A 26,588-nucleotide genomic window follows, 5' to 3' on the forward strand; every position below is an offset into this window, starting at 1 on the left:
CGGACATGACCCACACCATCTTCATCGACGGCGAGGCCGGGACCACGGGGCTGGAGATCCGCGAGCGGCTGGAGGCGCGCTCCGATCTGGAACTGATCCTGCTGGGCGACCGGCGGCGCGACGTGGAGGCGCGGCGCGAGGCGCTGAACGCCGCCGATGCGGTGATCCTGTGCCTGCCGGATGAGGCGGCGAAGGAAGCCGTGGCGATGATCGAGAACCCCGCCGTACGGGTGATCGACGCCTCGACGGCGTATCGGGTCGATCCGGCATGGACCTATGGCTTCGCCGAGATGGCGCCGGGTCAGCGGGAGAAGATCGCGGCCTCGAAACGGGTGTCGAACCCGGGCTGCTATCCGACCGGCTTCATCGGCCTGGTCCGGCCGCTGGTCAGCGCGGGGATCATTCCGGCGGGCTGGCCGGTCACGGTCAACGCCGTGTCGGGATACTCCGGCGGCGGCAAGGCCATGATCATCCGCTACGAGGACGAGACCTGCTCGGCCCATACGACCGAGGCCTTCCACGCCTACGGCCTGTCGCTGCAGCACAAGCATGTGCCGGAGATGACGCTGCACACCGGGCTGGAGCGGCGCGTGCTGTTCGCCCCGGCGGTGGGGCGGTATCTGCAGGGGATGCTGGTCGAGGTTCCGCTGCACCTCGGGGCCCTGCCGAAGTCGCCGTCGGTCGAGGTGGTGCACGGCGCCCTGGCCGCGGCCTATGCCGGCTGCCGCTTCGTCGAGGTGGCCGAGCTGGAGGAGACCGAGGCCATGACTGGGATCGATCCCGAGGGGCTGAACGGGACCAACCGGATGCGGCTGCATGTGTTCGGCGACCGGGGCGCGGAGCAGGTGCGGCTGGTGGCCCTGCTGGACAACCTCGGCAAGGGGGCGTCGGGAGCGGCGGTGCAGAACCTGAACCTGATGCTGGGGCTTGGGGAAGATACTGGCCTTTCGTGATCCTTCTCCCCTCGGGGGGAGAAGGAAGGCGCACTTGAAACTTCCGCGGCGACGCCGACGTATCTCCGGCATGAGCCCGATCAACCGCCGCCATCTGCTCGTGACCGCCGGGGCGGTCGCCGTGTCCGCCTGTTCGCCCGGGCGCGCGGATGCGTCGGAGCGGCAGTACGCCGGTTCGCCGTTCCGGCGGATCACCGACGCCCAGTGGCGTCAGCGGCTGCCGCGGGCCAGCTATGACGTGCTGCGCCATGAGGCGACGGAGCGGCCCGGGACCAGTCAGCTGAACAATGAGCACCGGCGCGGGACCTTCGTCTGTCGCGGCTGCGACCTGCCGTTGTTCCGGTCGTCGTGGAAGTTCGACAGCGGCACGGGGTGGCCCAGCTTCTATGACGTCATCGCAGCCAACATCGGGACGAAGACCGACTTCGCCATCGGCTTTCCGCGGACGGAGTATCACTGCGCCCGCTGCCTCGGGCATCAGGGGCATCTGTTCATGGACGGGCCGAGACCGACCGGAAAACGCTATTGCAACAACGGCGTGGCGCTGAAGTTTCAGCCGGCCTGAGAGCGGGCCTTGATCGCGGACTCGGCCGTCACCCCGAACCAGACGGCGGCGATGATGACCAGCAGGCCGTAGTCGCGACCCGGCCAGAAGACGGGCACGGCGGCGGAGAGAATGACCATCATCGGGAACAGGGTGGCCCAGACGGCCGTGCCCGGCGCGTCCGGATGGATCATCGGCGGGCGCGGCGTGATCTTCATCATCCGCAGCATCACCGGATTGAGCAGCACGAAGCCGCCGGCGCAGATGATAGCCAGCAACGGATTGCGGATCAGGCCGACGGGCGGGCCGTAGACGGTGGCGGTGATGACCACCAGCAGCAGGGCGAAGCCGGTGGTGACGGCCAGCAGGAGATTGGGTTCCAGACGCTTCAAGACTTCACTTTCACATAGGACCCCGGCGCCGGTTCTATCGCAGGAAGCGGGCCCTTTTTGGGGTCGCGGGCCGGAACCCAGCCGCCGGATTTGTCATGCAGCCAGTCGGCCCAGTGGTTCCACCAGCTGCCGGGATGTTCGACGGCCTTGGCCTGCCATTCGCCGAGCGTGGCGGGCAGGGCGGGGTTGGTCCAGTGCTGGTATTTGTTGGCCGAGGGCGGATTGACCACCCCGGCGATATGGCCCGATCCGGCGAGCGTCAGGGTCACGTCGGCGTTGGAGAAGGCGCGGGCCGAGCGGTAGACCGAATTCATCGGCGCGATATGGTCCTCGCGGCTGGCCTGGAAATAGAGGGGGAGGGTGACCTTGGACAGGTCGACCTTGAGCCCGCCGATGACGAACTCGCCCCGGGCCAGCCTGTTCTGGCCGTACATGGAGCGGAGGTAGTCCATGTGCAGCTTCTTCGGCATGCGGGTCTGGTCGGCGTTCCAGAACAGCAGGTCGAAGGCGGGCGGGTCCTTGCCCATCAGATAGTTGCTGACGAAGAAGGACCAGATCAGGTCGTTGGCGCGCAGGGCGTTGAAGGTCTCGGCCATGGAAGCCCCGGGCAGGACGCCGCCGGCGGCGTCCATCTGCTGCTCGATCTCGTTGAGCCAGTGCTCGTCGGTGAACAGCAGCAGGTCGCCGGCCTCGGCGAAGTCGTGCTGGGCGGCGAAGAAGGTGTTGGCGGTGACGCGCCTGTCGCCCTTCGCGGCCATGTGGGCCAGGGCCGCGCCCATGAGGGTGCCGCCGATGCAGTAGCCGACGGTGTTGATGTGCTCGGCCTGCGACTGCTCCAGCGCCTTCTCGACAGCGCGGTAGATCCCCTTTTCCAGATAGTCGTCGAAGCCGAAGCCGGCCTTGTCGACATCCGGATTGACCCAGGAGCAGACGAAGACCGTGAAGCCCTGGGCCGAGAGCCAGCGGATCATCGAGTTCTCGGGCTGCAGGTCCAGGATGTAGAATTTGTTGATCCAGGGCGGGAAGATCAGCAGGGGGATGGCGCGCTGTTTCTCCGTCGCGGGATCGAACTGGATCAGTTCGAACAGCTCGTCGCGCCAGACCACCTGGCCGGGGGCGGTGGCGACGTTCTCGCCGACGACGAATTTGCCGTAATCGGCCTGGCTGATCTTCAGCTTGCCGGCGCCGCGCTCCATGTCGGCGGCGAAATTCTGCATCCCCTTCACCAGCGATTCGCCGTTGCTCTCGGCCAGGGCCTTGAGAGCCGCGGGGTTGGAGGCGAGGAAGTTGGAGGGGGAGAAGGCGTCGGTCAGCAGTCTGGTGAAGAATTCGGCCCGGCGCTTGGTCAGTGGATCGACGTCCTCGACGCTGGAGACGAGGCCGTTCATCCAGTCCGAGGTCACCAGATAGGACTGGCGCATGACATCGAACATCGGGTTTTCGGACCAGGCGGGGTCCCTGAAGCGCTTGTCCTTGGACAGTTTCGCCTCGTGGGCGGCGGGGGTCTCGTCCCCGGCGGCGCGGCGGGTCGTGGAGGCCCACAGGTCCATGTAGCGGTTGAACAGATCGGCCTGGGCGGCGAACAGCTTGTCCGGGCGCGAGGCCAGGCTGGTCATGACGGAGTTCATGGCCGGGCCGACGTTGAACGGGTCGGGCGAGAGGGCGGCGGGGCGGTCGGCCTGGGACAGGGCGGCCTCGGCGATGGCCGACTGGGCCGTCATGGCCGCCCGGGCCAGGTTCATCGACAGGGTTTCGAGCATCTGGCGCTGGTCGGCGCCGGGGAAGGCGAAGGCGTCGGCGGCGGCCGGCGCCGGTTCCGGTTGCGGCGCGGGCTGTCCGGGCGGCGGAGCCGGCTTGGCCTCGGCCTGGGCGGCGCGCGGGCGGGGCGGCTTGGCCGAGGTCGGGCGGCCGGACTTGCGCGGCGGGCGGGGGGCGATCGTCTCCGGATTGGGGGCGGGCGGAGGGGTCGGGCGCTTGGCCATGGGGGAGGGCTCCGGGGTCGTCAGGATCGGTGCAAGGGCCGCGCGCCCTTCCGCCTGTGGCGATCATGGCATATGACCGCCCCTGATATGAACGCGCCAATCCGGAAAATCGCAGCGATGACGGCGGCGACCCTGCTGACGGGGGGGCTGTCGGCCTGCGCCGGCCTGTTCGACCCCGCCACCGACGCCACTTCGCCGGTCGCGCCCCGCGTGCAGGCGCTGGTCGACGCGCACCGGGAATACCCCCGCTGGGCCGACTTCCCCAAGGTCGTCGAGCCGCTGCCCGCGCCGGTCGCCATCGCGGCCCGGGTCAACACGCTGCGGGTGACCGGCGGCAGTCTGGCGGGCGAGGTGTCGCGCATCGACTGGCAGACCGCGGGCGATCCCGAGGTCTTCGCCGACGACGTCCGGGCGCGGGTCGAGGCCACGCCGGTCGCGCCGGTGACGGCCCAGACCCAGGCGGAGATGGACGAATTCGTGCGCCGCACCCGCGAGCGCGGCCGCGCCCCGCCGCCGGTCGATCGCCGGTAGATCCAACAGAACAGTCGCCCGGACGGCAGAATCCGGGGATCATCGCCTCAGGAGAACGCCCATGGCCGCTTCGGCTCCCTATGCATCCACGCTTGCCGCCGACGCCGCGCGGGTGACCGAACTGGCCGCCATCGCCAGCTACGCCCAGATCGGCCGCGGCGACGAGAAACAGGCCGACCAGCTGGCCGTGGACGCCATGCGCACCGCGCTGAACAGCCTCGACATCGACGGCAAGATCGTCATCGGCGAGGGCGAGCGCGACGAGGCCCCGATGCTCTACATCGGCGAGAAAGTCGGCACCGGGAAGGGCCCGGCCATCGACATCGCGCTCGATCCGCTGGAAGGCACGACCCTGACGGCCAAGGCCATGGCCAACGCCCTGTGCGTGCTGTCGATGTCGCCGGGCGGCGGCATGCTGCACGCGCCCGACACCTACATGGACAAGATCGCCATCGGTCCCGGCTTCGCGCCCGGCACCGTCGACCTGGACATGAAGCCGGGGGACAACGTCCGGTCGCTGGCTTCGGCCAAGGGGGTGAAGCCGGAGGACATCACCGTCTGCGTCATGGACCGGCCGCGCCACGCCGAGCTGATCGCGGCGCTGCGCGAGGTCGGGGCCCGGGTGCTGCTGATCACCGACGGCGACGTGGCGGGCGTGATTCACACGGCGGAGCCGGAGACGGGCATCGACCTGTATCTGGGCTCGGGGGGGGCGCCGGAAGGCGTGCTGGCGGCCAGCGCGCTGAAATGCGTCGGCGGCCATTTCCAGGGTCGGCTGATCTTCCGCAACGACGACGAGCGGGAACGGGCGCGCAAGACGGGGGTCACCGACTTCGACCGCAAATACGACCTGCATGAGCTGGTGTCCAAGGACGCCATCTTCGCCGCCACCGGCGTGACCAAGGGCGCCATGCTGGACGGGGTCAAGGTCGCCGACGGCTTCGTTTCGACGCATACGCTGGTGATGGATTCCTCGACGCGGACGGTCCAGCGCATCCGCACCATCCGGCCGCTCTGATGGCCGACGGGGGCGCGGACGCGGACTTCGGGCCTGCGTTCCTCGGCGTGTCCCGCTCCCTGTCCGGACGCGCCTGGCGGCAGCGGCCCGCCGAGGCCGGTCTGATCCGCAGCCATATGCAGGCCCTGGGTCTGGAAGAGCCTCTGGCGCGGGCGCTGGCGGCGCGCGGCGTGCGCGCCGATCAGGGGGCCGACTTCCTGCAGCCGACGCTGAAGGCGCTGTTCCCCGATCCGTCCAGCTTCATGGACATGGATGCGGCGGCCGAGGCGATCCTCGATGCTTTGCAGGCCAAGGCCTCGATCCATGTCTTCGCCGACTATGACGTCGACGGGGCGTCGAGCGCGGCCCTGCTGGTGCGCTGGTTCCGGGCCGTGGGGGCCGAGCTGCCGATCTATGTGCCGGACCGGATGACCGAGGGCTACGGCCCCAGCGCGCGGGCCTTCGACACGCTGAAGGCCTCGGGCGCCGATCTGGTCATCACCGTGGACTGCGGCGCGGCGGCCAATGAGGCGGTGGCCCATGCGGCGGCGATCGGGTTGAAGGTCGTGGTCATCGACCACCACATGATGCGCGAGCATCCGCCGGTCTGCGCCGCCGTGGTCAATCCGAACAGGCCGGGATGCAACTCGGGGCAGGGCAACCTGGCGGCGGCGGGGGTGGTGTTCGTGCTGCTGGCGGCGCTGAACCGCGAGGCGCGGCGGCGCGGGATGTTCGGCGACCTGAAGGAGCCGGACATCCGCCAGTGGCTGGATCTGGCGGCCATGGGGGCGATCTGCGACGTGACGGGCCTGACCGGCTTCAACCGGGCCCTGACCAGCCTGGGCCTGCGGCGGATGTCCGAGTGGGCCAATCCGGGCCTGCGAGCGCTGCTGGCGGCGGCGGGGGCCGAGCCGGGGCCGGCCAAGTCGAACCATGCGGGCTTTATCCTGGGGCCGCGGATCAATGCGGGCGGGCGGATCGGCAAGTCGGATCTGGGCGCGCGCCTGCTGTCGACCGACGATCCCGTCGAGGCCGCGGCGCTGGCCCAGGAGCTTGACGCCCTGAACATCGCCCGGCGCGAGGTCGAGCGGCAGGTGACGGAACAGGCCACGCGCATGGTCGAGGCCACCGGCGCCCACGCGGATGGTTCAGCGGTGGTGGTGATCGAGGGCGACGATTGGCATCCCGGCGTGGTCGGCATCGTGGCGGGCCGTCTGCGCGAACGCTGGCGCAAGCCGGTCGTGGTCATCGGCGTCGATGCGATCAACGGCGTCGGCAAGGGCTCGGGCCGGTCGCAGCCGGGCATGAATCTGGGCAAGGCCGTGCAGGCGGCGTGGGAGAGCGGCGTGCTGATGGCCGGGGGCGGCCACGCCATGGCCGCGGGGCTGACGGTGCGGGCCGACGACATCGGCCGGCTGCGCGATTTTCTGAACGAGCGGATGGCGGGCGAGCAGGCGGCGGCGGATGCGCTGGACCTGGTCGAGATCGACGCCCTGATCGATCCGGGCGCGGCGACGCGGGGACTGTTCGAACAGTTCGAGCAGCTGGCGCCGTTCGGCCCGGCCAATCCCGAGCCGCTGTTCGCCCTCGAGCATGTCTCGGTGCGCGACGCTGTGGCCATGACCGGCGGCCATGTGCGCTGCCGGCTGGTCGGGGCCGACGGGGCGTCGGTGAAAGCCATTTCCTGGCGCTGCGCCGATTTGCCCGGCGGTCAGTCGCTGTTGTCCGGACAGGGCGGGCTGAGCGTGGTCGGACGGTTGAAGGCCGACGACTGGAACGGCCGCAAGGGCGTGCAATTCGAGATCGAGGACGTGGCCGATCCGCGGATGGCGTGAATACCCGGCATATTCCCGCGAGCCGGGATGCCCGGAATACTGTGTGTCGGCCCTCGGCGTTTTGCGGGTTGCACGGCCCGGAATCGGCGGCTATATCGCCCGCTCTCCGCGCAGCGGTCCCTTCGTCTATCGGTTAGGACGTCAGGTTTTCAACCTGAAAAGAGGGGTTCGACTCCCCTAGGGACTGCCAGCGCGGAGCTTCCCTTTTTCGCTGTGACCGTCGCAACGCCGAGCCTTTCCGGGTCTGGCGCGTTTGAACGTCGCGTCCGGTCGCCGGGCGAGGGAGGAGCCGGTTGATCCAGATGCCCGAGACGCCCACCCCGATACGCGACCTGCGGCGTGAGGACGGCCGCGAGTCCGTGCTGATGGTCGAGGACAATGCCGAGGTCCGGACGATGGGCGCGACCCTGCTGGAGGAGGCGGGGTTCGAGGTCCACCAGGCCGGCGACGCCGACGAGGCTCTGGCGCTGGTCGCGGAAGGCCTGTCGTTCGACCTGCTGTTCACCGACATCGTCATGCCCGGCGCGATGGACGGGGTCGCCCTGGCGGCCGAGGTGCGCCGGCTGCGGCCGGGAACGCCGGTCCTGCTGACGACCGGCTGGGGTGACCGCTCGGATGACCGCGGCGGGCTGGAATTGATCGGCAAACCCTACCGCAGCCCCGATCTGATGCGGAAGATTCGCGCCGTTCTGGACGAGCCGCAGCCGCCGATCTGAACACAATTCGGCGATTCCGGCGGGAAACCGGAGTTTTTTGCTTTTCCGGCCTTCACAGAACCGTGTTAAATAAGCGCCGTCCGCAAGGGTTGCGGGCAGGGGGAAGGCTGTGTCTGACTACGAGGGCGTTGGGACGATTACCGCCGCGGTGCGTATCGCGGGGCGGGTGAAATGGTTCGATCCCGGCAAGGGATACGGCTTCATCGTGCCCGACGATCCCAGCCTGACGGATATGAAGGATGTCCTGCTGCACATCTCCAGCCTGCGCGACAGCGGGCGGGATACGGCGCCCGAAGGCGCGCCCATCACCTGCGATTGCGCGCGGCGGCCCAAGGGCTGGCAGGTCACCGAGGTCCACGAACTGGGCGAGGGCGATCCAGACCTCGCGCCGGCGCCGAAGCGCAGCGGCTATGAGGGCCTGAGGCAACAGGAGGCGTCGCGGATCGCCGACGGCGAGACGGCGTCCGGCGGCCCGCTGGAGACGGCCGTGGTAAAATGGTTCAATCGCACCAAGGGCTACGGATTCGTGGTGCGCGACGGCGCGCCCGGCGATATCTTCGTCCATGTCGAGACCTTGCGGCGCTGCGGGCTGGATGACCTCCTGCCGGGCGAGACGGTCGCGGTGCGGTTCGCCGAGGGGCCCAAGGGCCTGGTGGTCGCTGAAATCAGGCCGGGCGGATAGTCTCCGCCCCCGAAGAGGGTGGATGCGTGATGCTACGTCGTGGAATACTGGCCGTCCTGTCCACCGCGGTCCTGCTGGCCGGCTGCGCCGGGGCGGGAACGCCCAGGGACGCCCAGGGAAACCCTCTGGAAGCCCTGACCATCACCACCGCCAGCGGCGAGCACCGCTTCATGGTCGAGATCGCCGACGACGACGCCGAGCGCCAGCGCGGGCTGATGTTCCGCGATCCGCTGGCGGACGACCGCGGCATGCTGTTCCAGTTCCCCGACGTGGCCGAGCGCGGCTTCTGGATGCGCAACACACCGAGCCCGCTGGACATCATCTACATCGACCCGCGCGGGCGGATCGTCTCGATCGCGAAGAACGCCACGCCCCAGTCGGACACGGTCATCCCGTCCAACGGCCCGGCCAGCGGCGTGCTGGAACTGCGGGCGGGTCGCGCCGACGAGATCGGGGCGAAGGCGGGCGACAGGGTGCGCCATCCGTTCTTCGCAGAATAACCCGGCCGGGTGCGTTGCGGCGCGGCGTCGAGTGTGTCAAATCCCGCCGCCGGAGTGTAGCGCAGCCTGGTAGCGCATCTGGTTTGGGACCAGAGGGTCGGAGGTTCGAATCCTCTCACTCCGACCAAAAACTCTGGAAGCGTGCATAGGCCCCCCGGGCTTGAACTTGCGTTCCCGCTGAAACGCGCTGTCGCCGGGCAGGGCCTCTCCTAGACCACCGTTCCGAACAGGCGACCGATGCCGGCGGTGGCGGCCATGGCGATGACGCCCCAGAAGGCCACGCGAAGCACCGACCGCGGCACATTGGCGCCGCCCGCCATCGCGCCGAGCGCCCCCAGCCCCATCAGCCCCGCCAGAGCCGTGACGCCGACCCATACGATCAGGCCGTTGAGCGGCGCCAGCAGCACCACGACCAGGGGCGGGGCCGCGCCGAGGGCGAAGGTCAGGGCCGAGGTCAGGGCGGCCTGGATCGGCCGGGCGGTGGTGAAGTCGGAAATGCCCAGCTCATCGCGGGCATGGGCGCCGAGGGCGTCCCGCGCCATCAGCTGTTGCGCCACCTGCCGCGACAGGGCGGGCTCCACCCCCCGGGCGGCGTAGATGGCGGCCAGTTCGTTGACCTCGGCTTCCGGATCGGCCGCCAGTTCGGCGGTTTCGCGGGCGAGGTCGGCCTTTTCGGTGTCGGACTGGGAGCTGACCGAGACGTATTCGCCTGCGGCCATCGACATGGCCCCGGCCACCAGGCCCGCGACGCCGGCGATCAGTATGCCGCCGCGCGCGGCCTCGGCCGCCGCCACGCCGACGACGAGGCTGGCCGTGGAGACGAGGCCGTCGTTGGCGCCGAGAACGGCGGCGCGCAGCCAGCCGATGCGGGCGACGAGGTGGCGTTCGGGGTGACGCTCAAGGCGGCTCATGGACGGTCTCCCCGGTCAGCGGCGGCGAGGCAGCATGAGCCCCAGGGTCCCGTCCTTCAACACATACTGGTGGATCAGGGCGGCGGCGGCGTGCAGGCCGATCAGCCAGTAGCCGGCGACGCCCAGGGTCTCGTGCCACTCCTCGAGCTGTTCGGTCAGGCCCTCGTTCGGCGCGACCAGGGGCGGCAGGGAGAGGCCGAAGAAGGGAATGTCCTTGCCGTCGGCGCTCAGCGCCAGCCAGCCGAGCAGCGGCATGGCGATCATCAGGCCATACAGGGCGAGATGCCCGACCGCCGCCGGCCAACGGGTCCAGCCGGGCGAAGGCGACAGGAGGGGCGTCCGCCAGCGGGCGATCAGCCGGATCCAGACGAGGACGAAGACCGACAGACCGAGCATGAAATGCCAGGTCTTCAGGCCCTCGCGGATGTCGCTGCCGCGCGGATAGAATTCCCGCAGTTCGATGCAGGCGTAGACCGCGGCCAGCAGGAGCAGCATCAGCCAGTGCAAGCCGATGGACAGCCCCCCGAACGCGGGGCGGGCGTGGCGTGACTCGGACAGATAGATGATCATCGGCGAATTCCCGCAGGCTGTGACCAAGCTGCGCCGTACCTGCTGCGGCGGATTTGATCCAGCGCAACCGCCGCTGCGTCGGATCGCCGCGCGCCGCGCCGGCGTCGGGATCGCCCGGCGCTGGACCGGGGTCCGGCGTCGGGGTATCTGGCCCTGCGCGGACCGCATCCGCCCACGACCGCCAGGAGCCCTCCATGCTTGCCCGCATCTACCGCCCCGCCAAGACCGCGATGCAATCGGGCAAGGCCACGGCGAGAGACTGGCGTCTGGAGTTCGAGCCGGCGTCGGCGCGAACGATCGATCCGCTGATGGGCTGGACCAGCTCGTCCGACATGAACGGCCAGGTCCGCCTGACCTTCGATTCGGCCGAGGAGGCGGTGGCCTATGCCGAGCGGCACGGGATCCCGTTCCGCCTGCACGAGCCGCAGGATCCGCCCGTGATCCTCAAGGCCTACGCTGACAATTTCGCCACCTTCCGCAAACAACCCTGGACGCATTGATTCCTGTTGCGGCTACCGCGCTTCGCGCTACTTGAGCCGCGCGGTTGTTCGGCTACCGCGCTTCGGGCTACTTGAGCCGCGCGGTTGTTCGGCTACCGCGCTTCGGGCTACTTGAGCCGGATCGCGCGGTGGCCGTCGGCGCCCATAGCTCAACCGGATAGAGCACCCGCCTTCTAAGCGGGATGTTGCAGGTTCGAGTCCTGCTGGGCGCGCCATTCCTGAACCGGCCCGGCGCCCGCGCATTGAGGGGCGATGCGGATCGCCACCTTCAACATCAACGGCGTCAACACGCGGCTGCCCAACCTGCTGGCGTGGCTGGAGGCGGCGCGGCCGGATGTCGTGTGCCTGCAGGAGCTCAAGTCCACGGACGCGCAGTTCCCTGCGGCGGCCATCCGCGACGCGGGGTATCACGCCGTGTGGAAGGGCGAGCATCGCTGGAACGGAGTGGCGATCCTGTCCCGGAGCGCAGAGCCCGTGGTGACGCGGCGCGGCCTGCCCGGGGACGGGGGCGACGCGCAGAGCCGCTATATCGAGGCGGCGGTTGAGGGGGTGCTGATCGCATCCCTGTACCTACCCAACGGCAATCCGCAGCCGGGGCCGAAATTCGACTACAAGCTGGCCTGGTTCGAGCGGCTGATCGCCCATGCGGCGGATCTGCTGACCAGCGGGGCGCCGGTGGTGTTGGCGGGCGACTACAATGTCGTGCCGACCGAGGCCGACATCTACAACAGCCGCTCGTGGAAGAAGGACGCCCTGCTGCAGCCCGAAAGCCGGGCGGCGTATGCAAGGCTGCTGGACCAGGGCTGGACCGACGCGATCCGCGAGCGGTTTCCGCACGATCCGCCGCCGTGGACCTTCTGGCAGTATTTCCGGCAGGCATGGGAGCGGGACGCCGGTTTGCGGATCGACCATCTGTTGCTGAGCCCGTCCGTGACCGGGCGGTTGAGCGACGCGGGGGTGGACCGCGAGGTGCGCGGGCGCGAGCGGGCCAGCGATCATGCGCCGACCTGGATCGTGCTGGACTGAACCGGCACGCAGCGGGGCCGTTCAGGGGTCATGGCGCGCGCCCTGAAGGTCTTTTCCTATTCCGACGGTTTCCATTCGTGGACCGTGGCGGCGACGTCGCGGGCGAAGGCGCTGGAAGCCTGGGGCGTGAAGCGGGACCTGTTCAAGGATGGCGCGGCGGTGGAGGCGGCGGAAGGGCCGGATCGGCAGGCGGCGCTCATGGCTCCGGGCGAACTGATCGAGCGGGGCCTTTCGGTCGATATCGGACGGGTTGAGAAGACCAGGGCTCCGAAGGCGGCGAAGAAACGCGGGCCGAGCGCGAAGGACATGGCCCGGGTCGAGGCGCTGGAGAGCGAGCTGGCTGCGCTGGACGCCACGCAGCAGGCGGAAACGCAGGGGCTGGAGGCGCGGCGGGCGGCGCTGGAGCGGGAGGCGTCGGCCCTGGCGAACCGTCAGGCGAAGGCGACGGATGCATTGCGCGCGAAGCTGAAGACGGCGCGGGCGAAGCTCAGCGGATAGCGGCCCGCCAGGCCGCTAGGCCGGATTGGAGGTCGGCGATCAGGTCGGCTGGCGCCTCGAGCCCGACGTGGAGTCGCAGCAGTTGGCCCGCCAGCACGGGCGGGTCGCGGCGGTGGGCGAGCTGGCCGGTCTCGTGGGTGATCAGGCTTTCGAACCCACCCCAGGAATAGCCGAGGCCGAAGAGCTCCAGCGCCGACATCAGGGCGTGGGCGGCGGCTTCGTCGCCGCCGTGCATGACGACGCCGAACAGGGAGGCGGCGCCCGTGAAATCGCGCCGCCAGAGGTCGTGGCCGACCGAGCCGGGCAGGGCGGGATAGAGGACCCTGGCGACCTCGGGGCGGGCCTGCAGCCAGGTCGCCACGGTCATCGCCGATCGGGCCTGTTCCTCGTAGCGAAGGGGCAGGGTGCGGGCGCCGCGCAGGGCCAGCCAGGCGTCGTCGGGCGAAACCCGCCAGCCGAGATCCTCGATCGTCTCTGAAATGACCCGGCCGACCGCGAGGTCGGCGACGGCGATGGAGCCCATCAGCAGGTCGGAATGGCCGCCGACATATTTTGTCACGGCCTGGACGCTGACGTCGACGCCATGCGCCAGCGGATGGAAGGCGAGGCCCGCGGCCCAGGTGTTGTCCATGACGGTGCGGACCCCTCGGGCGCGGCAGGCGGCGGCCAAGGCGGGGACGTCCAGCATCTCGAAGGTCAGGGAGGCGGGCGATTCGATCAGCAGGACGCGGGTGCGGTCGGTGAAGCCGGCGAGGACTGCATCGGTGGAGGCGTCCGGCGCGTGGAACACCGTGGTCACGCCGCGCGCCTTCATGTGTCGGGTCAGGAAGCGGCGACTGGGGCCATAGAGGGCGTCGGTCGTCACGATCTCGTCGCCGGGGCGCGCCAACGCGGTCAGGGGCACGGTGACGGCGGCGAGGCCGGACGGAACCAGCCAGGCCTCCCTCGCCCCCTCAAGATCGGCGAGGGCGGCGCGCAGTTCGCGGGCCGCGGTCAGATCCTCGATGCCGTAGACGGGGCCGACCGTCTCGTCGCGCATGGCCCCGGGCGCATCGTTGAGCAGGGTGGAGGCCCGCTCGACCGGCGGGGCCACGCCACGACGTCCGCGTCCGCGCCGGGTGGCGGAGGCGATCAGTCGGGTGCGGTCGCTGCGGTCGGACATTCGGGTCCCGGGAGGCTTGCGGTTCGGTCTGCAAAAGCCTCTAAAGCGAGGCGAGGCGCAAGGTCTGAAGGCTTTGGCGAGGCGTAATGAGGGCAGGTTTGGCAGGACGCTGGACGGCGGCTGCGGCGATCGCGGCGGCCCTGACGCTGGTCGCCTGCGGGCGCGGCGAGCGCGACGCCGGCGGGGACGCGGATACGGACGCCGACGCCCAGACCGAAACCGCCGCTCCCGCCTTCGCCAGCCCGACCCTGGCTGCGATCAAGCGGCGCGGCCGGCTGAACTGCGGCGTGCATGAGGGACTGGTCGGCTTCGCCTTCACGGATAACCGAGGCCAGTGGCGCGGGTTCGACGCGGACTTCTGCCGCGCCCTGGCGGCGGCGGTGCTGGGCGACGCGGACGCGGTGCGGTTCGTGCCGCTCGTCAGCAGCCAGAGGTTCGAGGCGTTGCGCAGCGGACGGGTCGATGTGCTGTGGCGCTCGACGTCGTGGACCCTGTCGCGGGAGGCCCGGGAGGGCGTCCGCTTCGCCGGGATAAACTACTATGACGGCCAGGGTTTCCTGGTGCGGCGGTCGCTCGACCTGGCCAGCGCCACGGAACTGAACGGCGCGCGGATCTGCGTGCAGCGCGGCTCGACCTCGGAACTGAACGTCGCCGACTGGTTTCGCTCACGGGGGCTGGAATACACGCCGGTGGTCACCGCCAATGAGGAGGCGGCGCGCGCGGCCTACGGGCGCGAGGACTGCGACGCCTTCAGCGCGGACATCTCGGCCCTGGCGGCGGCCCGCACCACCCTGTCGAATCCCGAACAGCACGCGGTCCTGCCGGACGTCATCTCCAAGGAGCCGCTGGGGCCCGCGGTCAGGCGCGGCGATGAGGCCTGGACGTCGATCGTGCGCTGGACCCTGAACGCGGTCATCCTGGGCGAGGAGCTGGGCGTGACCCGCGACAACGCCGGCGACCTGGCGGACGATTCGCGCGATCCCCAGGTCCGGCGCCTGCTGGGGGTCGAGGGCAACGTCGGGCCCATGCTGGGACTGCGCAGGGACTGGGCCAGGCTGGCGATCGAGGCCGAGGGAAACTACGGTGAGATTTTCGCGCGGAACGTCGGGGCGGAATCATCGCTCGACCTGACGCGCGGGCTTAACGCACAATGGAACGCAACGCCGGGCGGACTGATCTACGCCCTGCCCATCAGATAACGACATCGGCCGAGGGCCGGGGGGACGCATGGAAACGACCAAAAAGGGCGGCGTGCCGCTCTATCTGTGGATGCTGCTGGGCTTCGTGGTGGGCCTGGGAGGCGGGCTGTACGTCAATCTGACGGGTCAGACGGTGATCCCGGCCGTGATGGACATCATCCAGGCGGTCGGCCAGATCTTCCTTCGCCTGTTGTTCATGCTGGTCCTGCCGCTGCTGTTCGCCGCCCTGGCGGTCGGGGTGGCCGAGATGGGCGACCTCAAGTCGCTGGGCCGGGTCGGACTCAAGACCCTGCTGTTCACCGTTGTCGTTTCGGCCATCGCCGTGGGTATCGGTCTGGGCATGGTCAACCTGTTCCGGCCCGGAGACGGCGTCGATCCGGCGCTGGCGCAGCAACTCCTGGCCCAGGGGGCCGAAGGCGCCTCGGCCATCGTCGGCAATGCGCCCAAGTCGATCGAGGCGGGGAAATTCTTCCTCGACATGATCCCGTCCAACGTCGTCACCGCAGCGGCCGAGAACCAGATCCTGCCGGTGATGATCTTCGCCCTGATCTTCGGCATCGGCATGGTCATGGCCAAGAGCCCGGCCACGGACGCGCTTCAACAGGCCCTGCAGGGTCTGCTGGAAGTCATGATGAAGCTGATCAACCTGGTCATCAAACTGGCCCCGTTCGCGATCGCCGCCCTGATGTTCAACCTGTCGGCGGTGTTCGGCTGGGACCTGCTGGTGCGGCTGGGGGCCTATGCCGGCGTCGCCGTGGGCGCGATGGCGATCCATATGTTCGTCGTCTATCCGCTGCTGATCTGGATCTTCGGCGGCATGAATCCGCTGACGTTCGCCAGGGGCGTGCGCGAGCCCTTCGTGGTCGCCTTCTCGACCGCCTCGTCCAACGCCACCCTGCCGATCGCGATCAAGGCCGCCGAGGAGCAGCTGAAGCTTCCCCGGCGCATCTCGCGCTTCGTCCTGACCGTCGGCGCCACGGCCAACCAGAACGGCACGGCCCTGTTCGAGGGGGTCACGGTGCTTTTCCTGGCGCAGTTCTTCGGCATCGACCTGAACATCCAGCAGCAACTGGTGGTGATGCTCGTGTGCATCCTCGGCGGCATCGGCACGGCCGGGGTTCCCGCGGGATCCTTGCCGGTCATCGCCCTGATTCTCGTCATGGTCGGCGTGCCGGCCGAGGGCATCGGCCTGATCCTGGGCGTCGACCGCTTCCTCGACATGTGCCGCACCACCCTGAACGTCACCGGCGACCTGGTGGCGGCCACGGTGGTGTCCCGCGGCGAGGCCGACGTGCCGGCCGAGATCGCAGGGCCGGAGCCGGTGGCACCGCCGGCCTGAAGCCGGCCTGTCTAGGGGGCGGTCACGACGGTATCCGAGCGGCCGCCCCATTCCGCCCAGCTGCCGTCGTAGAGACGGGACGGCTTGCCGAGTTCGGCCAGCCCGAGGCTGAGGATGGCGGCGGTGACGCCCGAGCCGCAGGTGGTCACGACCGGACGGTCCGGATCGACGCCGGCGTCGCGGAAGGCCTGTTCCAGGGCCGGTCCCCGCTTCATCGTTCCGTCGGCCTTGAGCAAGGCCGGGAAGGGCAGGTTCAGCGCGCCGGGCATATGGCCGGAGCGCAGGCCCGCGCGGGGTTCGGGCTCGCGGCCCTGGAAGCGACCCGCCGACCGGGCGTCCAGCACCTGACCGCCTGTCTCCAGCGCTGTGCGAATGTCGGAGAGGTCGGCGACGGCTCCGGCGTCAAGGCGCGCGGAGAAGACGGCGGGGCCCGGGGCGGGCGGAGAGCCGCTCTCCACCGGACGGCCTTCGGCCAGCCATTTCGGCAAACCGCCGTCCAGAACGCGGACATTGGCGGCTCCCATGACGCGTAACATCCACCAGACCCGGGCGGACGACCGGATGCCGACCGTGTCGTAGACGACGATCGCGTCTCGCTCCGATATCCCCAGACCGCCCATGCGCGCGGCGAAGTCGGCGGACGTCGGGAGCATGTGCGGCAGGGGGCTGTCCGGGTCCGAACTGGCGTCCAGATCGAGGAAGACCGCGCCCGGCAGGCGGGCCGCCTCGAAGTCCGGCCGTCCGTCGCGGCGATCCAGATGCCAGCTGGCGTCGACGAGGCGGAGGTTGGGATCGCCGAGGCGGTCAGCCAGGTCTTCGGTGGTGATCAGCGGCGAGGTCATGGCGGCGTCCGGCGCCCGTCAGTCGCGGGCGAGAACCAGCTGTATCACGTCGGTCCGGGCCGAGCGGAAGCCGGCCTCGCAATAGGCCAGGTAGAAGCGCCAGAGCCGCCGGAACCGCTCGTCGAACCCGCCCATGCGGCGAATGTCGCCCCAGGCGGCCTGGAAGCGCTCATCCCAGAGCTTCAGCGTCTCGGCATAGTCCTGGCCGAACCGCTCGATGGCCAGCCATTCCAGTCCGGCGCGGTCAATGACGGGTTTCAGCTCCTTCTCGGACGGAAGCATGCCGCCGGGGAAGATGTATTTCTGGATGAAGTCGGTGCGCTTGTTGTAGCCGGCGAACAGCGCGTCATCGATGGTGATGATCTGCAGGCCGGCCTTGCCGCCCGGCTTCAGCACGTCATGGATCTTGCCGAAATAGGTGGGCCAGTATTCCAGGCCGACGGCCTCGAACATCTCGATCGAGGCGACGCGGTCGAAGGTCCCCTCGACATCGCGATAGTCCGCCATCCGGATATCGACGCGGTCGGACAGGCCGGCGTTGAACATGCGCTGGCGGGCGAAGTCGAACTGCTCCTGCGAGATGGTGATGGCGGTGACCCGGGCGCCGACGTCGCGGGCCGCGAACTCGGCGAAGCCGCCCCAGCCGCAGCCGATCTCCAGCACCGACTGGCCGGAGCGCAGGTCCATCAACCGCGCGAGAGACGCGTACTTCTCCCGTTGGGCCGCATCCAGCGCCATGCCCGCCCGCGTGAATCGGGCCGATGAATAGGTCATCGAGGCATCCAGCCAGGACGCATAGAAGGCGTTGCCGAGGTCGTAGTGGGCGTGGATGTTCTTGCGCGACCCGGAACGGCTGTTGCGGTTCAGGCGGTGGGACAGCCAGTGGACCGCCTTCATCGCCGGATGGCCGTCGACCAGCCGCCGGATGTGATCGTAGTTGTGGGCGAAGGATTCCAGCAGGGCGGCGAGATGCGGGCTCTCCCACTGGCCGGCCATATAGCCCTCGGCGAAGCCGATATCGCCCGAGGCCAGCACGCGACGGGCGAAGCGATAGTCCTTGATGTCGAAAACGGCTGACGGCCCCGGCTGCGAGCCTTCGAGCTGATGCACCTCGCCATTGGGGAGGTGGACGGTCAGCCGGCCGAAGGTCCAGTTGGCGGCGAGCAGGCGCAGCAGCATCGCAAATCCGCGGGGGGTGCGGGCGCCTGCCTCATACCGCTCGGCTGTCACCGACGTCATGACAGCGACTCTCCGCCTGAGGAGGGACGGGCGTCAATCCCCCCCGGCCTCGCGCCACGCGACGACGTCCTTGAGGGCGTCGAGCGCGCGCTGACGGGCCTCGGCGTGGTCGACGATCGGGGCGGGGTAGTCCCGGCCCAGGCGGAGCCGGGCGTCAGACAGGACTGCGGCGGGCGCCGTCCATGGCGCGTGGAGCCAGCGATCGGGCAGTCGGCTGAGTTCCGGAACCCAGCGTCGGACGTATCGGCCGTCTGCATCGAATTTCTGCCCCTGTATGACCGGATTGAAGATTCGGAAGTACGGTGAAGCATCGGCTCCGGATCCAGCGACCCACTGCCAATTCTGAACATTGGAGGCGAGGTCGGCGTCGACAAGGGTGTCGTGAAACCAGCGTTCGCCCTCGCGCCAGTCGATCAGCAGGTGTTTGATCAGGAAGGAGGCGACGATCATGCGCACCCGGTTGTGCATGAATCCGGTCGTCCAGAGCTCGCGCATGCCGGCGTCCACCACGGGATATCCGGTTCGCCCGCGTTTCCAGGCCGAGAGGCCCGCGGGATCGTCGCGCCACGGCATGGCGTCGTATTCCGGACGGAAGGCGGCGTCCGGCATCTGCGGAAAGGCCTGCAGCAGGTGGGCGGAGAATTCGCGCCAGCCGATCTCGGCCACGAATTTTTCGGCCTCGGCGGCGGGCACACGGCCGTCGGCGGCGGCCTGGCGGGCGGCCAGGACGGCGCGCCAGGGACTGATCTCGCCGAAATGCAGATGGGGCGACAGGCGGCTCGTCGCCGGCGCGGCGGGCCGGTCACGGCCGGCGGAGTAGGATTTCAGCCCCCGGGCCACGAAGGCGGACAGGGCGTCCGAGGCTCCGGCCTCGCCGGGGCTCCAGTCGAAGCCGCCGGACCAGTCGGGTCGGACCGGATGCAGGTCCCAGGCATCGATGTCATCGGAGACGGGGTCGGCCGGAGTCGTGATGGCGGCCGGACCGGTCGTGTGCGGCGGGGGGGCGGCCGTGGCCAGCAGGGCCTTCAGGAACGGCGTGAAGACCTTGTAGGGCTGGCCCGACCCGTTCAGGACGCTGCCCGGAGGCGACAGGAGGGCGGCGTTCCAGCCCTTGCACTCGACGCCTTCGGTCCGAAGGCCGTGGGCGATGTCGGCGTCGCGGGCGAAGGCGTCGGGTTCGAACAGCCGGTTCATGAAGACGGCGCCGGCGCCGGTTTCGTCGATCAGTCGGCGCAGTTCGGCCTCGCTGTCGCCGCGGCGCAGGATCAGGCGCGAGCCGCGCTCTCCCAGGGCGGCGTCAAGCGCGCGCAGGGACTTGTCCAGCCACCAGAGGGAGGCGGCGCCCATGGGGCGGACGCGCGAGCCTTGGTCGAGGATGTAGACGGGGACGACCGGCCGTCCGGTTTCGGCGGCGTGGGTCAGGGCCGGATTGTCGGCCAGCCGCAGATCCTGACGGAACCACAGGATCACGGGTCGGGCGTCGGCCTTGGTGGTCATGCGGTCGGGCTCCGTGATAGCTTGCGAACCTATACGTCCGACGCCACCTGATGGCCGCATGAGTGCGGCATCGACCGCGCGTCGCAAAGCCGCAACTCCGGGAAGTCTGCCTTGTCCAAGCCCAACGCCGTCATCGACATCACACAAGGCCTGAAGCGCCCCGTAAGCATCGGCGGCGGTCAGCGCATCGTCTTCATCGCCGGTCCGTGCCAGCTGGAAAGCCGCCAGCACGCGCTGGAGATGGCCCATGCGCTGAAGGAAATCGGCGAGCGGCTGAACGTCGGCGTCATCTACAAGACCAGCTTCGACAAGGCGAACCGGACCTCGGCCACCGCCGCGCGCGGATTCGGGCTTGAGGGCTCGCTGCCGATCTTCGCGGAGATCCGTGAGGTCACCGGCCTGCCGGTGCTGACCGATGTACACACGGAAGAGCATTGCCGCATCGCCGCCGAAGCGGTGGACGTGCTGCAGATCCCGGCCTTCCTGAGCCGCCAGACCGATCTGCTGCTGGCCGCCGCGGCGACCGGCAAGGTCATCAACATCAAGAAGGGCCAGTTCCTGGCTCCCTGGGACATGAAGAACGTCATCGCCAAGGTCGTGGGCGCCGGAAACCCCAACGTCATGGCCTGCGAGCGCGGGGCCAGCTTCGGCTACAACACCCTGGTCAGCGATATGCGGTCGCTGCCGATCCTGCGCGAGATCGGCTGTCCGGTGGTGTTCGACGCGACCCATTCCGTGCAGCAGCCGGGCGGGCAGGGCACGTCCTCGGGCGGGCAGCGCGAGTTCGTGCCGGTGCTGGCGCGGGCCGCCGTGGCCGTGGGCGTCGACGCGGTCTTCATGGAGACGCACCAGGACCCCGACAATGCGCCATCGGACGGGCCGAACATGGTGCCGCTGGACCAGTTCGAGGCCCTGGCCGCCGACCTGATCGCCTATGACGACCTGACCAAGGCGCGGATGGCGAAGGCGGCCTGAATCCGATAGGCCAAGGGGATGGCTGAACGCACGCTCGATCTCGGTGAACTGCAGGCGCTGCTGGAGCGAGTGCGTGGGCTGAAGATCGCCTGCGTCGGCGACCTGATGCTGGACCGCTATGTCTATGGCGAGGTCAGCCGGATTTCGCCCGAGGCGCCCATTCCCGTTCTGCGCATGGGTCGGACCCTCGCCATGCCGGGCGGGGTCGGCAATGTGGCGCGCAATGTCGCCGCCCTCGGGGGCGTGGCGCGACTGGGCGCGGTGGCGGGGCAGGATGCGGCCGGCGATGAGCTGGCGGCGCTGATCGCGGCGGAACCCGGCATCGAGGACGCGGTCGAGCGGCGCGCCGGCGTGGCCACCATCGTCAAGACGCGCTTCGTCGCCGCCGGCCAGCAGCTGTTGCGGCTCGATGAGGAAGCGGCGGCCTTGATGGGTGATGAAAGCGACGCCCTTACGGGTGCTTCCGTCTATCTGCTCTCAGATTACTCCAAGGGCGTGATCAGCGATCTGGTGATCGCCCAGGCCCTGTCCGCGTCGCAGACGAGCGGCGCGCCGGTGGTGGTCGACCCCAAGGGTCGCGACTTCGCCCGCTATGGCGCGGTGGATCTGATCAAGCCCAACGCCAGCGAACTTGCCGCCGCCACGGGCCTGCCGGTGGAGAGCGACGCCGAGGTCGAGGCGGCGTTGAAGGCGCTGCTGCACGCCACCACGGTCAAGGCTGTGGTGGTCACCCGGGCCGGCAAGGGCATGAGCCTGATGCGGCGCGGGGAGGCGGCGAAACATTTCCCCGGACGGGCGCGCGAGGTGTTCGACGTTTCGGGCGCGGGCGACACGGGTCTGGCGGCGCTGGGGCTGGCGCTGGGCGCGGGCGCTTCGCTGGAGACGGCGGTTGAGTTCGCCATCCTCGCCTCGGGCGTCGTGGTCGGCAAGGCGGGGACGGCGGTGGTCACCCCGGCCGAGCTGATCGACGCCGAGATGAGCCAGCATGCCGCCGGGGCCCACGCAAAGGTCATGCCGCTGGAGGAGCTGGCGCATGTGGTCGAGGGCTGGAAGCGGCAGGGGCTGAAGGTCGGCTTCACCAACGGCTGTTTCGACATCCTGCATCGCGGCCACGTCGCCTATCTGGCCCAGGCGCGCGGGTGGTGCGACCGGCTGGTGGTGGCGCTGAACACCGACGCCTCGGTGCGCCGCCTGAAGGGCGAGGGGCGGCCGATCAACGATCTGGACAGCCGGGCGGTGGTCATCGGCGGGCTTCAGTCCGTCGACCGGGTGACGGCCTTCGACGACCCGACGCCTCTGGCCCTGATCGAACGGCTGAGGCCCGATGTCCTGATCAAGGGCGCTGACTACACCCGCGAGGGGGTGGTCGGCGGCGATCTGGTCGAGAGCTGGGGCGGCGAGGTCAGGCTGGCCACATTTGAGGACGGCTATTCGACCACGAAGACGGTCGAGAAGATGAAGGGCGAACGATGATCCGGCGCATGATCGTGGTGACGGGCGGGGCCGGCTTCATCGGCTCGAACATCGTTGCGCGCCTGTGCGCCGAGGGGCGGCGCGATATCGTCGTGGTCGACCGGCTGGAGACGGCCGATCTGGGCAAGTGGAGGAATCTCGCCAAACATCCGATCGCCGACTTCTGGTCGCCCGAGGAGATGTTCGATCAGCTGGAGCGGAACGCCGAGCGGATCGAGGCCGTGGTTCACATGGGCGCAATTTCGTCGACGACCGAGCCGGACGCGGACCTGATCCTGCACACCAATTTCAGCCTGTCGCGGGACCTGTGGGCCTGGTGTTCGTTGCGCGACGCGCGGCTGATCTACGCTTCGTCGGCGGCGACCTACGGCGATGGCGGACTGGGGTTCGAGGACCATGACGATCTTCGGTCCCTGTCTGCGCTTAGACCGCTAAATGCCTATGGTTATTCGAAATATCTGTTTGATCAATATGCGGCGAGGCAGGCGCAATACCGGACGGCGCCGGCCCAGTGGGCGGGGCTGAAATTCTTCAACGTCTATGGACCGAACGAGTACCACAAGGGCGGGATGAAGTCGGTCGTGGCCCAGATCTGGCCCAGGGTTCAGGCCGATCAGCCGGTGACCCTGTTCCGCTCGCACAATCCGAACTACGCCGACGGCGGCCAGATGCGCGACTTCGTGTTCGTCGACGACGTGGTCGACATGGTCGAATGGCTGCTGGAGACGCCCGAGGTGTCGGGCGTGTTCAACGCCGGCTCGGGGCAGGCGCGGTCCTTCCTCGATCTGGCCAACGCCACCTTCGCGGCGGCGGGCAAGACGCCCCGGATCGAATACGTCGATACGCCCGAGAGCATCCGCGACAAATACCAGTATTTCACCGAGGCGCGGATGGAGCGGGTGCGCGAAGCCGGGTTCAGCGGTCAATCGACGCCGCTGGAAGAGGGCGTGCGCCGCTATGTGCAGGACTTCCTCGCCACGGCGGACCCGTATCGATGACGCGGCCGAGGCTGACCTTTCGCCAGTGGGTCGGCTGGATCGGCCTGACGATCATCCTGGTGCTGGCCGCCGCCGTCGCGGTGTGGCGCGGCGACATCCTCAGGGCCGGGCTGGACCCCCAGGTGCCGTTCCAGACCTACACGCCGCCGCCCGCGCCCGATTACGGGGCGCCGGCGGCCTGGGCGTTGCGGGAGACGCGGACAGCGGGCGCGGGGCCGGCGGCTGTCTTCTTCGTCCATTCGACCACCTATGACGGCGGGGCCGAGTGGAACGGTCCGATCGGAGACCGGGCGGCGGACGCCTATCTCAGCCGGGTGGTGCTGCCCAACTACGCCGGGCCGTTCGCGCGCGCCGGGGCGATCAGCGCGCCGCGCTATCGGCAGGGCAGCCTCTACACTCGCCTGACGCTGCGCGAGGATGCGCGCGAGGCGCGGGCCTTCGCCTGGGGCGATGCGGCGGCGGCGTTCGACGTCTGGATCGCCAACCATCCCGGCGGGCCGATCGTGCTGGCCGGGGTGGAACAGGGCGGCGACATCGTCGAACGGCTGGTGCGTGAGCGCGTGGCCCCCGATCCGGCGCTGAGCCAACGGCTCGTCGCGGCCTATCTGATCGATGTGGTGGCGGCCGCCGACGGCTTGTCGCCCCGGGTCCCTGCCTGCGCCAGGCGCGATCAGGTCGGCTGCGTCGTCGGCTGGTCGCCGGTGGGCGAGGGCAATGACGGCGCGGCTCGGCGGCGGCTGCGCCGGGCCCTGGTCTGGGACGCGCGGGGCCGGCTGGTCGACCTGGGTCAGCGCCCGGCGCTGTGCGTCAATCCCGTGACCGGCTCGACCGACACGGCGCCGGTCGAGGCGCGGCGGCACAAGGGAGCGACCAACGCCACCGGGCTGGAGTGGGGCGCGCGGCCGGCCTTGATGGCGCGTGAGATCGCCACCCAGTGCCGCGGCGGCCTGCTGCGCCACACAGAGCCCAGGACGGAGTCCTTCCGCGAGACCGGAAGTTGGGCTGATCGAAGAAAGTCTCGCCCATACAATCTGTTCTATGGTGACATTGAAGCAGATGTTCAAGCGCGTCTGACGGCCTGGCAGGCTCGCCAGGCGGCCTAGTCGATGCCCGGCCGGTCGTTGCGCCAGTCGAACAGGGCCTCGAGCACCCTGACCGCCTCGCCGCGCGGCGAGGTCAGGTCGGGATCGCGGCCCAGCACCAGACGGGCGTCGTCGGCGGCGGCCAGCATCAGGGCGCGGTGCCGGATCGGGTCGGCGAAGCGGTAGGCCGGGAAGCCGCTCTGCTTCAGACCCAGCGGATCGCCGCCGCCGCGCAGGCGGAAATCCTCCTCGGCGATCTCGAAGCCGTCCTCGGTGCGGCGCAGGGTCTCCAGCCGGGTCTTCGCCGTCTCGCCGAGACCGTCGTCTCCGCCGCCGTAGAGCAGGATGCAGGCGCTGGCCTTGGCCCCCCGGCCGACGCGGCCGCGCAGCTGATGAAGTTGGGCCAGGCCGAACCGGTCGGCGTGCTCGATGACCATGATGGTGGCGTTGGGCACGTCGACGCCGACCTCGACCACGGTGGTGGCGACCAGCAGCGGGATGCGGCCGTCGGCGAAGTCGGCCATGACGGCCTCGCGCTCGGGCCCCGGCATCTGGCCGTGTGCGAGGCCGACCTCGACCTTGAGGATGCGGCGCAGGTCGGCGGCGCGGGCCTCGGCGGCGGCGAGGTCGGAGGCTTCGCTCTCGGCCACCAGCGGGCAGATCCAGTAGGCCTGGGCGCCGCTGTCGATGGCGGCCTTGAGCCGCTTCGCCACCTCGCCGATGCGGGCGAGAGGCAGGACGGCGGTGGTGACGGGTGTGCGGCCCGGCGGCTTCTCCATCAGGCGCGAGACCTCGAGTTCGCCGTACTGTGTCAGTTCGAGGGTGCGGGGGATGGGCGTCGCCGACATGGTCAGCAGATGGACGCCGCCTGTGCGCGGGTCGCCCTTGGCCTGGAGCCGCTGGCGCTCGTTGACGCCGAAGCGGTGCTGTTCGTCGATCACGGCGAGGGCCAGCCGGTCGAAGCGGACGGCGTCCTGGAACAGGGCGTGGGTGCCGATGGCGACCTGGGCCTCGCCCGAGGCGAGGGCGGCGAGACGGGCGCGGCGCTCGGCCGGCGCATCCCTGCCGGTCAGGAGGACGGCGCTGACGCCGGCGGCCTCCATCATCGGCGCGATGCGCTGATAGTGCTGGCGGGCGAGGATTTCGGTCGGCGCCATCAGGGCGGACTGGAAGCCCGAGGCGGCGGCGTCGGCCAGGGCCAGGGCGGCGACCGCGGTCTTGCCCGAGCCGACATCGCCCTGCAGCAGCCGGCCCATCTGTTCGCCCGAGGCGAGGTCGCGGCGAATCTCGGCGATGGCCTGATGCTGGGCCCCGGTCAGCTGGAAGGGGAGGGACTCGAGCAGGCGAGCCGAGGCGTCGCCCGGATGGATCACCGGCGCGGGCGTGATCTGGCGGGCGCGGCGGCGACGGGCCAGCGCCAGCTGGTGGGCGAGCAGTTCGTCATAGGCCAGTCGCTGGCGGGCGGGTGCGTCGGGCTCCAGATCGGGCTCGGCCTCCGGGGCGTGCAGGCGTTCGAGGGCGGCGCGCCAGCCGGGCCAGCGGGTTCTGGCCAGCCAGGCCGGGTCCTGCCATTCGGGCAGGTCGGGAGCGTGCTGGAGCGCGGCCTGGACCAGTTTGCGGATGATGCGGGAGGACAGGCCCTGGGTCGCCGGATAGACGGGCTCGATGGCGGGAATGTCGCCCGCCTGTTCGGGGGTGAAGATGTCCGGGTGGACGATCTGCACCTCGCTGTTGAAGCGCTCGACCTTGCCGGTGACCAGCCGGGTCTGGCCCCGCGGCAGCAGGCGGTCGATGTGCTGGGCCGAGCCGCCGAACCAGATCAGGTGGACGAAGCCGGTGGCGTCGGTCGCCCGCACCTTGATGGGCGCGCCGGGCTTGGGCGGGACGATCAGGCGGTCGATGACGATCTCGAAGACGCCGACCTGGCCCTCGACGGCGTTCGCGGCGGTCATCGGGCGACGCACGATCAGTCCGGACGGCGACAGGAACGCGACGTCGCGCACCAGCGGCCCGGCCAGCTTCTGGACGAGCGGGAGCACCTTCGGACCTACGCCCTTCAGGGTGGAGACCTCGGCGAACAATGGAAACAGGACCTCGGGGCGCATGATTACCAATACATCCCTAGATTGTATCGCTGCGCCATCC

General features: G+C 69.6%; 26 protein-coding genes and 3 tRNA genes. 20 read left to right on the forward strand and 9 right to left on the reverse strand.

Features of this window, described 5'->3' with window-relative positions; translation table 11 throughout:
• The first annotated feature begins 5 nt into the window (after window positions 1-5).
• Together argC and msrB are read left to right on the forward strand one after the other, a co-directional pair.
• Window positions 6-953: an N-acetyl-gamma-glutamyl-phosphate reductase gene (gene argC / locus ASD59_RS06570; RefSeq protein WP_055830083.1), complete on the forward strand. Its 948-nt coding sequence runs from the start codon at window positions 6-8 to the stop codon at window positions 951-953.
• A 70-nt stretch (window positions 954-1,023) separates the two neighbouring features.
• Window positions 1,024-1,518 carry a peptide-methionine (R)-S-oxide reductase MsrB gene (gene msrB, locus ASD59_RS06575; RefSeq protein WP_055830085.1) on the forward strand — a complete coding sequence of 165 codons (495 nt, stop codon included), beginning with the start codon at window positions 1,024-1,026 and terminating at the stop codon, window positions 1,516-1,518.
• On the opposite strand, the gene ASD59_RS06580 is transcribed toward msrB, so the two are convergent.
• Together ASD59_RS06580 and phaC are read right to left on the reverse strand one after the other, a co-directional pair.
• A complete protein-coding gene (locus ASD59_RS06580; RefSeq protein ID WP_055830087.1) occupies window positions 1,506-1,889 on the reverse strand; it encodes a hypothetical protein in 384 nt (127 codons plus the stop codon). The genes msrB and ASD59_RS06580 overlap by 13 nt on opposite strands.
• Window positions 1,886-3,871: a class I poly(R)-hydroxyalkanoic acid synthase gene (phaC, locus tag ASD59_RS06585; RefSeq protein WP_156376958.1), complete on the reverse strand. Its 1,986-nt coding sequence runs from the start codon at window positions 3,869-3,871 to the stop codon at window positions 1,886-1,888. Before phaC ends, ASD59_RS06580 begins: the two co-directional genes overlap by 4 nt.
• 117 nt (window positions 3,872-3,988) lie before the next feature.
• Here phaC and ASD59_RS06590 point away from each other — a divergent pair, with 117 nt between their 5' ends.
• From ASD59_RS06590 to ASD59_RS06625, 8 genes are all read left to right on the forward strand, one after another.
• Window positions 3,989-4,402 carry a hypothetical protein gene (locus tag ASD59_RS06590; RefSeq protein WP_235561741.1) on the forward strand — a complete coding sequence of 138 codons (414 nt, stop codon included), beginning with the start codon at window positions 3,989-3,991 and terminating at the stop codon, window positions 4,400-4,402.
• A 61-nt stretch (window positions 4,403-4,463) separates the two neighbouring features.
• Window positions 4,464-5,420: a class II fructose-bisphosphatase gene (gene glpX, locus ASD59_RS06595; protein WP_055830091.1), complete on the forward strand. Its 957-nt coding sequence runs from the start codon at window positions 4,464-4,466 to the stop codon at window positions 5,418-5,420.
• Window positions 5,420-7,234 (forward strand): single-stranded-DNA-specific exonuclease RecJ, encoded by a 1,815-nt coding sequence (gene recJ, locus ASD59_RS06600; protein ID WP_055830093.1) that lies wholly within the window; start codon window positions 5,420-5,422, stop codon window positions 7,232-7,234. Before glpX ends, recJ begins: the two co-directional genes overlap by 1 nt.
• Before the next feature lie 115 nt (window positions 7,235-7,349).
• Window positions 7,350-7,424, forward strand: a tRNA-Glu gene (locus tag ASD59_RS06605).
• Between the two features lie 112 nt (window positions 7,425-7,536).
• Window positions 7,537-7,950 carry a response regulator gene (locus ASD59_RS06610; RefSeq protein ID WP_156376959.1) on the forward strand — a complete coding sequence of 138 codons (414 nt, stop codon included), beginning with the start codon at window positions 7,537-7,539 and terminating at the stop codon, window positions 7,948-7,950.
• Between the two features lie 109 nt (window positions 7,951-8,059).
• A complete protein-coding gene (locus ASD59_RS06615; protein ID WP_055830097.1) occupies window positions 8,060-8,632 on the forward strand; it encodes a cold-shock protein in 573 nt (190 codons plus the stop codon).
• A gap of 29 nt (window positions 8,633-8,661) precedes the next feature.
• Window positions 8,662-9,132, forward strand: coding sequence for a DUF192 domain-containing protein (locus tag ASD59_RS06620; protein ID WP_055830098.1), 471 nt, complete (start codon window positions 8,662-8,664; stop codon window positions 9,130-9,132).
• A 50-nt stretch (window positions 9,133-9,182) separates the two neighbouring features.
• A tRNA-Pro gene (locus ASD59_RS06625) sits at window positions 9,183-9,259 on the forward strand.
• 82 nt (window positions 9,260-9,341) lie between these two features.
• Here ASD59_RS06625 and ASD59_RS06630 read toward each other — a convergent pair.
• Together ASD59_RS06630 and ASD59_RS06635 are read right to left on the reverse strand one after the other, a co-directional pair.
• The gene (locus ASD59_RS06630) at window positions 9,342-10,043 is read right to left on the reverse strand and encodes a VIT1/CCC1 transporter family protein (protein WP_055830099.1); all 702 of its coding nucleotides are present in this window, start codon (window positions 10,041-10,043) and stop codon (window positions 9,342-9,344) included.
• 15 nt (window positions 10,044-10,058) lie between these two features.
• Window positions 10,059-10,613, reverse strand: coding sequence for a cytochrome b (locus ASD59_RS06635; RefSeq protein ID WP_055830100.1), 555 nt, complete (start codon window positions 10,611-10,613; stop codon window positions 10,059-10,061).
• A 194-nt stretch (window positions 10,614-10,807) separates the two neighbouring features.
• Here ASD59_RS06635 and ASD59_RS06640 point away from each other — a divergent pair, with 194 nt between their 5' ends.
• From ASD59_RS06640 to ASD59_RS06655, 4 genes are all read left to right on the forward strand, one after another.
• Window positions 10,808-11,113, forward strand: coding sequence for an ETC complex I subunit (locus tag ASD59_RS06640; RefSeq protein ID WP_055830101.1), 306 nt, complete (start codon window positions 10,808-10,810; stop codon window positions 11,111-11,113).
• Window positions 11,114-11,251: 138 nt separating this feature from the next.
• Window positions 11,252-11,328, forward strand: a tRNA-Arg gene (locus ASD59_RS06645).
• Window positions 11,329-11,365: 37 nt separating this feature from the next.
• Window positions 11,366-12,139 (forward strand): exodeoxyribonuclease III, encoded by a 774-nt coding sequence (locus tag ASD59_RS06650; RefSeq protein WP_055830102.1) that lies wholly within the window; start codon window positions 11,366-11,368, stop codon window positions 12,137-12,139.
• A gap of 30 nt (window positions 12,140-12,169) precedes the next feature.
• On the forward strand, window positions 12,170-12,637 hold the full coding sequence (locus ASD59_RS06655) for a hypothetical protein (RefSeq protein WP_055830105.1): 468 nt from the start codon (window positions 12,170-12,172) through the stop codon (window positions 12,635-12,637).
• Here the strand turns inward: ASD59_RS06655 and metC are convergent.
• Window positions 12,627-13,799 (reverse strand): cystathionine beta-lyase, encoded by a 1,173-nt coding sequence (gene metC / locus ASD59_RS06660; RefSeq protein WP_055830112.1) that lies wholly within the window; start codon window positions 13,797-13,799, stop codon window positions 12,627-12,629. The two genes, ASD59_RS06655 and metC, sit on opposite strands and share 11 nt — an antisense overlap.
• Window positions 13,800-13,885: 86 nt before the next feature.
• Between metC and ASD59_RS06665 the strand changes: the two genes are divergently transcribed.
• Entirely contained in the window at window positions 13,886-14,998 is a 1,113-nt protein-coding gene (locus ASD59_RS06665; protein ID WP_055830114.1) for an amino acid ABC transporter substrate-binding protein, read from the forward strand.
• Between the two features lie 28 nt (window positions 14,999-15,026).
• A complete protein-coding gene (locus ASD59_RS06670; protein WP_055830116.1) occupies window positions 15,027-16,337 on the forward strand; it encodes a dicarboxylate/amino acid:cation symporter in 1,311 nt (436 codons plus the stop codon).
• Window positions 16,338-16,348: 11 nt separating this feature from the next.
• Here the strand turns inward: ASD59_RS06670 and ASD59_RS06675 are convergent, their stop codons facing one another.
• Genes ASD59_RS06675 through ASD59_RS06685 form a run of 3 tightly spaced genes read right to left on the reverse strand, consistent with a single transcriptional unit; the run spans window position 16,349 to window position 19,915 of the window.
• On the reverse strand, window positions 16,349-17,179 hold the full coding sequence (locus ASD59_RS06675; RefSeq protein WP_055830117.1) for a sulfurtransferase: 831 nt from the start codon (window positions 17,177-17,179) through the stop codon (window positions 16,349-16,351).
• 18 nt (window positions 17,180-17,197) lie between these two features.
• A complete protein-coding gene (locus ASD59_RS06680) occupies window positions 17,198-18,418 on the reverse strand; it encodes an SAM-dependent methyltransferase (protein ID WP_055830120.1) in 1,221 nt (406 codons plus the stop codon).
• A gap of 33 nt (window positions 18,419-18,451) precedes the next feature.
• Window positions 18,452-19,915, reverse strand: coding sequence for a cryptochrome/photolyase family protein (locus tag ASD59_RS06685; RefSeq protein WP_055830122.1), 1,464 nt, complete (start codon window positions 19,913-19,915; stop codon window positions 18,452-18,454).
• Window positions 19,916-20,026: 111 nt separating this feature from the next.
• On the opposite strand from ASD59_RS06685, the gene kdsA reads away from it, so the two are divergent.
• The 4 genes from kdsA to ASD59_RS06705 are packed head-to-tail and all read left to right on the forward strand — an operon-like array spanning window position 20,027 to window position 24,464.
• On the forward strand, window positions 20,027-20,890 hold the full coding sequence (gene kdsA / locus ASD59_RS06690) for a 3-deoxy-8-phosphooctulonate synthase (RefSeq protein WP_200943746.1): 864 nt from the start codon (window positions 20,027-20,029) through the stop codon (window positions 20,888-20,890).
• An 18-nt stretch (window positions 20,891-20,908) separates the two neighbouring features.
• On the forward strand, window positions 20,909-22,363 hold the full coding sequence (gene rfaE2 / locus ASD59_RS06695) for a D-glycero-beta-D-manno-heptose 1-phosphate adenylyltransferase (RefSeq protein ID WP_055830124.1): 1,455 nt from the start codon (window positions 20,909-20,911) through the stop codon (window positions 22,361-22,363).
• Window positions 22,360-23,361 (forward strand): ADP-glyceromanno-heptose 6-epimerase, encoded by a 1,002-nt coding sequence (rfaD, locus tag ASD59_RS06700; protein WP_055830125.1) that lies wholly within the window; start codon window positions 22,360-22,362, stop codon window positions 23,359-23,361. The genes rfaE2 and rfaD overlap by 4 nt, the downstream gene beginning before the upstream one ends.
• Window positions 23,358-24,464 (forward strand): DUF3089 domain-containing protein, encoded by a 1,107-nt coding sequence (locus tag ASD59_RS06705; RefSeq protein ID WP_055830127.1) that lies wholly within the window; start codon window positions 23,358-23,360, stop codon window positions 24,462-24,464. The genes rfaD and ASD59_RS06705 overlap by 4 nt, the downstream gene beginning before the upstream one ends.
• Here ASD59_RS06705 and recG read toward each other — a convergent pair.
• On the reverse strand, window positions 24,461-26,548 hold the full coding sequence (recG, locus tag ASD59_RS06710; protein WP_055830129.1) for an ATP-dependent DNA helicase RecG: 2,088 nt from the start codon (window positions 26,546-26,548) through the stop codon (window positions 24,461-24,463). The genes ASD59_RS06705 and recG overlap by 4 nt on opposite strands.
• Window positions 26,549-26,588 lie beyond the last annotated feature (40 nt).

The organism is Brevundimonas sp. Root608 (assembly GCF_001427825.1).
In the GTDB taxonomy this organism is placed as follows: domain Bacteria; phylum Pseudomonadota; class Alphaproteobacteria; order Caulobacterales; family Caulobacteraceae; genus Brevundimonas.

Bases quoted from the DNA above. Each gene is read 5' to 3' on its own strand.
- argC (WP_055830083.1), top strand. From the start codon at position 6: ATGACCCACACCATCTTCATCGACGGCGAGGCCGGGACCACGGGGCTG.
- msrB (WP_055830085.1), top strand. From the start codon at position 1,024: ATGAGCCCGATCAACCGCCGCCATCTGCTCGTGACCGCCGGGGCGGTC.
- phaC (WP_156376958.1), bottom strand. From the start codon at position 3,871: ATGGCCAAGCGCCCGACCCCTCCGCCCGCCCCCAATCCGGAGACGATC.
- ASD59_RS06590 (WP_235561741.1), top strand. From the start codon at position 3,989: ATGACGGCGGCGACCCTGCTGACGGGGGGGCTGTCGGCCTGCGCCGGC.
- glpX (WP_055830091.1), top strand. From the start codon at position 4,464: ATGGCCGCTTCGGCTCCCTATGCATCCACGCTTGCCGCCGACGCCGCG.
- recJ (WP_055830093.1), top strand. From the start codon at position 5,420: ATGGCCGACGGGGGCGCGGACGCGGACTTCGGGCCTGCGTTCCTCGGC.
- ASD59_RS06610 (WP_156376959.1), top strand. From the start codon at position 7,537: ATGCCCGAGACGCCCACCCCGATACGCGACCTGCGGCGTGAGGACGGC.
- ASD59_RS06620 (WP_055830098.1), top strand. From the start codon at position 8,662: ATGCTACGTCGTGGAATACTGGCCGTCCTGTCCACCGCGGTCCTGCTG.
- ASD59_RS06630 (WP_055830099.1), bottom strand. From the start codon at position 10,043: ATGAGCCGCCTTGAGCGTCACCCCGAACGCCACCTCGTCGCCCGCATC.
- ASD59_RS06635 (WP_055830100.1), bottom strand. From the start codon at position 10,613: ATGATCATCTATCTGTCCGAGTCACGCCACGCCCGCCCCGCGTTCGGG.
- ASD59_RS06640 (WP_055830101.1), top strand. From the start codon at position 10,808: ATGCTTGCCCGCATCTACCGCCCCGCCAAGACCGCGATGCAATCGGGC.
- ASD59_RS06650 (WP_055830102.1), top strand. From the start codon at position 11,366: ATGCGGATCGCCACCTTCAACATCAACGGCGTCAACACGCGGCTGCCC.
- ASD59_RS06655 (WP_055830105.1), top strand. From the start codon at position 12,170: ATGGCGCGCGCCCTGAAGGTCTTTTCCTATTCCGACGGTTTCCATTCG.
- metC (WP_055830112.1), bottom strand. From the start codon at position 13,799: ATGTCCGACCGCAGCGACCGCACCCGACTGATCGCCTCCGCCACCCGG.
- ASD59_RS06665 (WP_055830114.1), top strand. From the start codon at position 13,886: ATGAGGGCAGGTTTGGCAGGACGCTGGACGGCGGCTGCGGCGATCGCG.
- ASD59_RS06670 (WP_055830116.1), top strand. From the start codon at position 15,027: ATGGAAACGACCAAAAAGGGCGGCGTGCCGCTCTATCTGTGGATGCTG.
- ASD59_RS06675 (WP_055830117.1), bottom strand. From the start codon at position 17,179: ATGACCTCGCCGCTGATCACCACCGAAGACCTGGCTGACCGCCTCGGC.
- ASD59_RS06680 (WP_055830120.1), bottom strand. From the start codon at position 18,418: ATGACGTCGGTGACAGCCGAGCGGTATGAGGCAGGCGCCCGCACCCCC.
- ASD59_RS06685 (WP_055830122.1), bottom strand. From the start codon at position 19,915: ATGACCACCAAGGCCGACGCCCGACCCGTGATCCTGTGGTTCCGTCAG.
- rfaE2 (WP_055830124.1), top strand. From the start codon at position 20,909: ATGGCTGAACGCACGCTCGATCTCGGTGAACTGCAGGCGCTGCTGGAG.
- rfaD (WP_055830125.1), top strand. From the start codon at position 22,360: ATGATCCGGCGCATGATCGTGGTGACGGGCGGGGCCGGCTTCATCGGC.
- ASD59_RS06705 (WP_055830127.1), top strand. From the start codon at position 23,358: ATGACGCGGCCGAGGCTGACCTTTCGCCAGTGGGTCGGCTGGATCGGC.
- recG (WP_055830129.1), bottom strand. From the start codon at position 26,548: ATGCGCCCCGAGGTCCTGTTTCCATTGTTCGCCGAGGTCTCCACCCTG.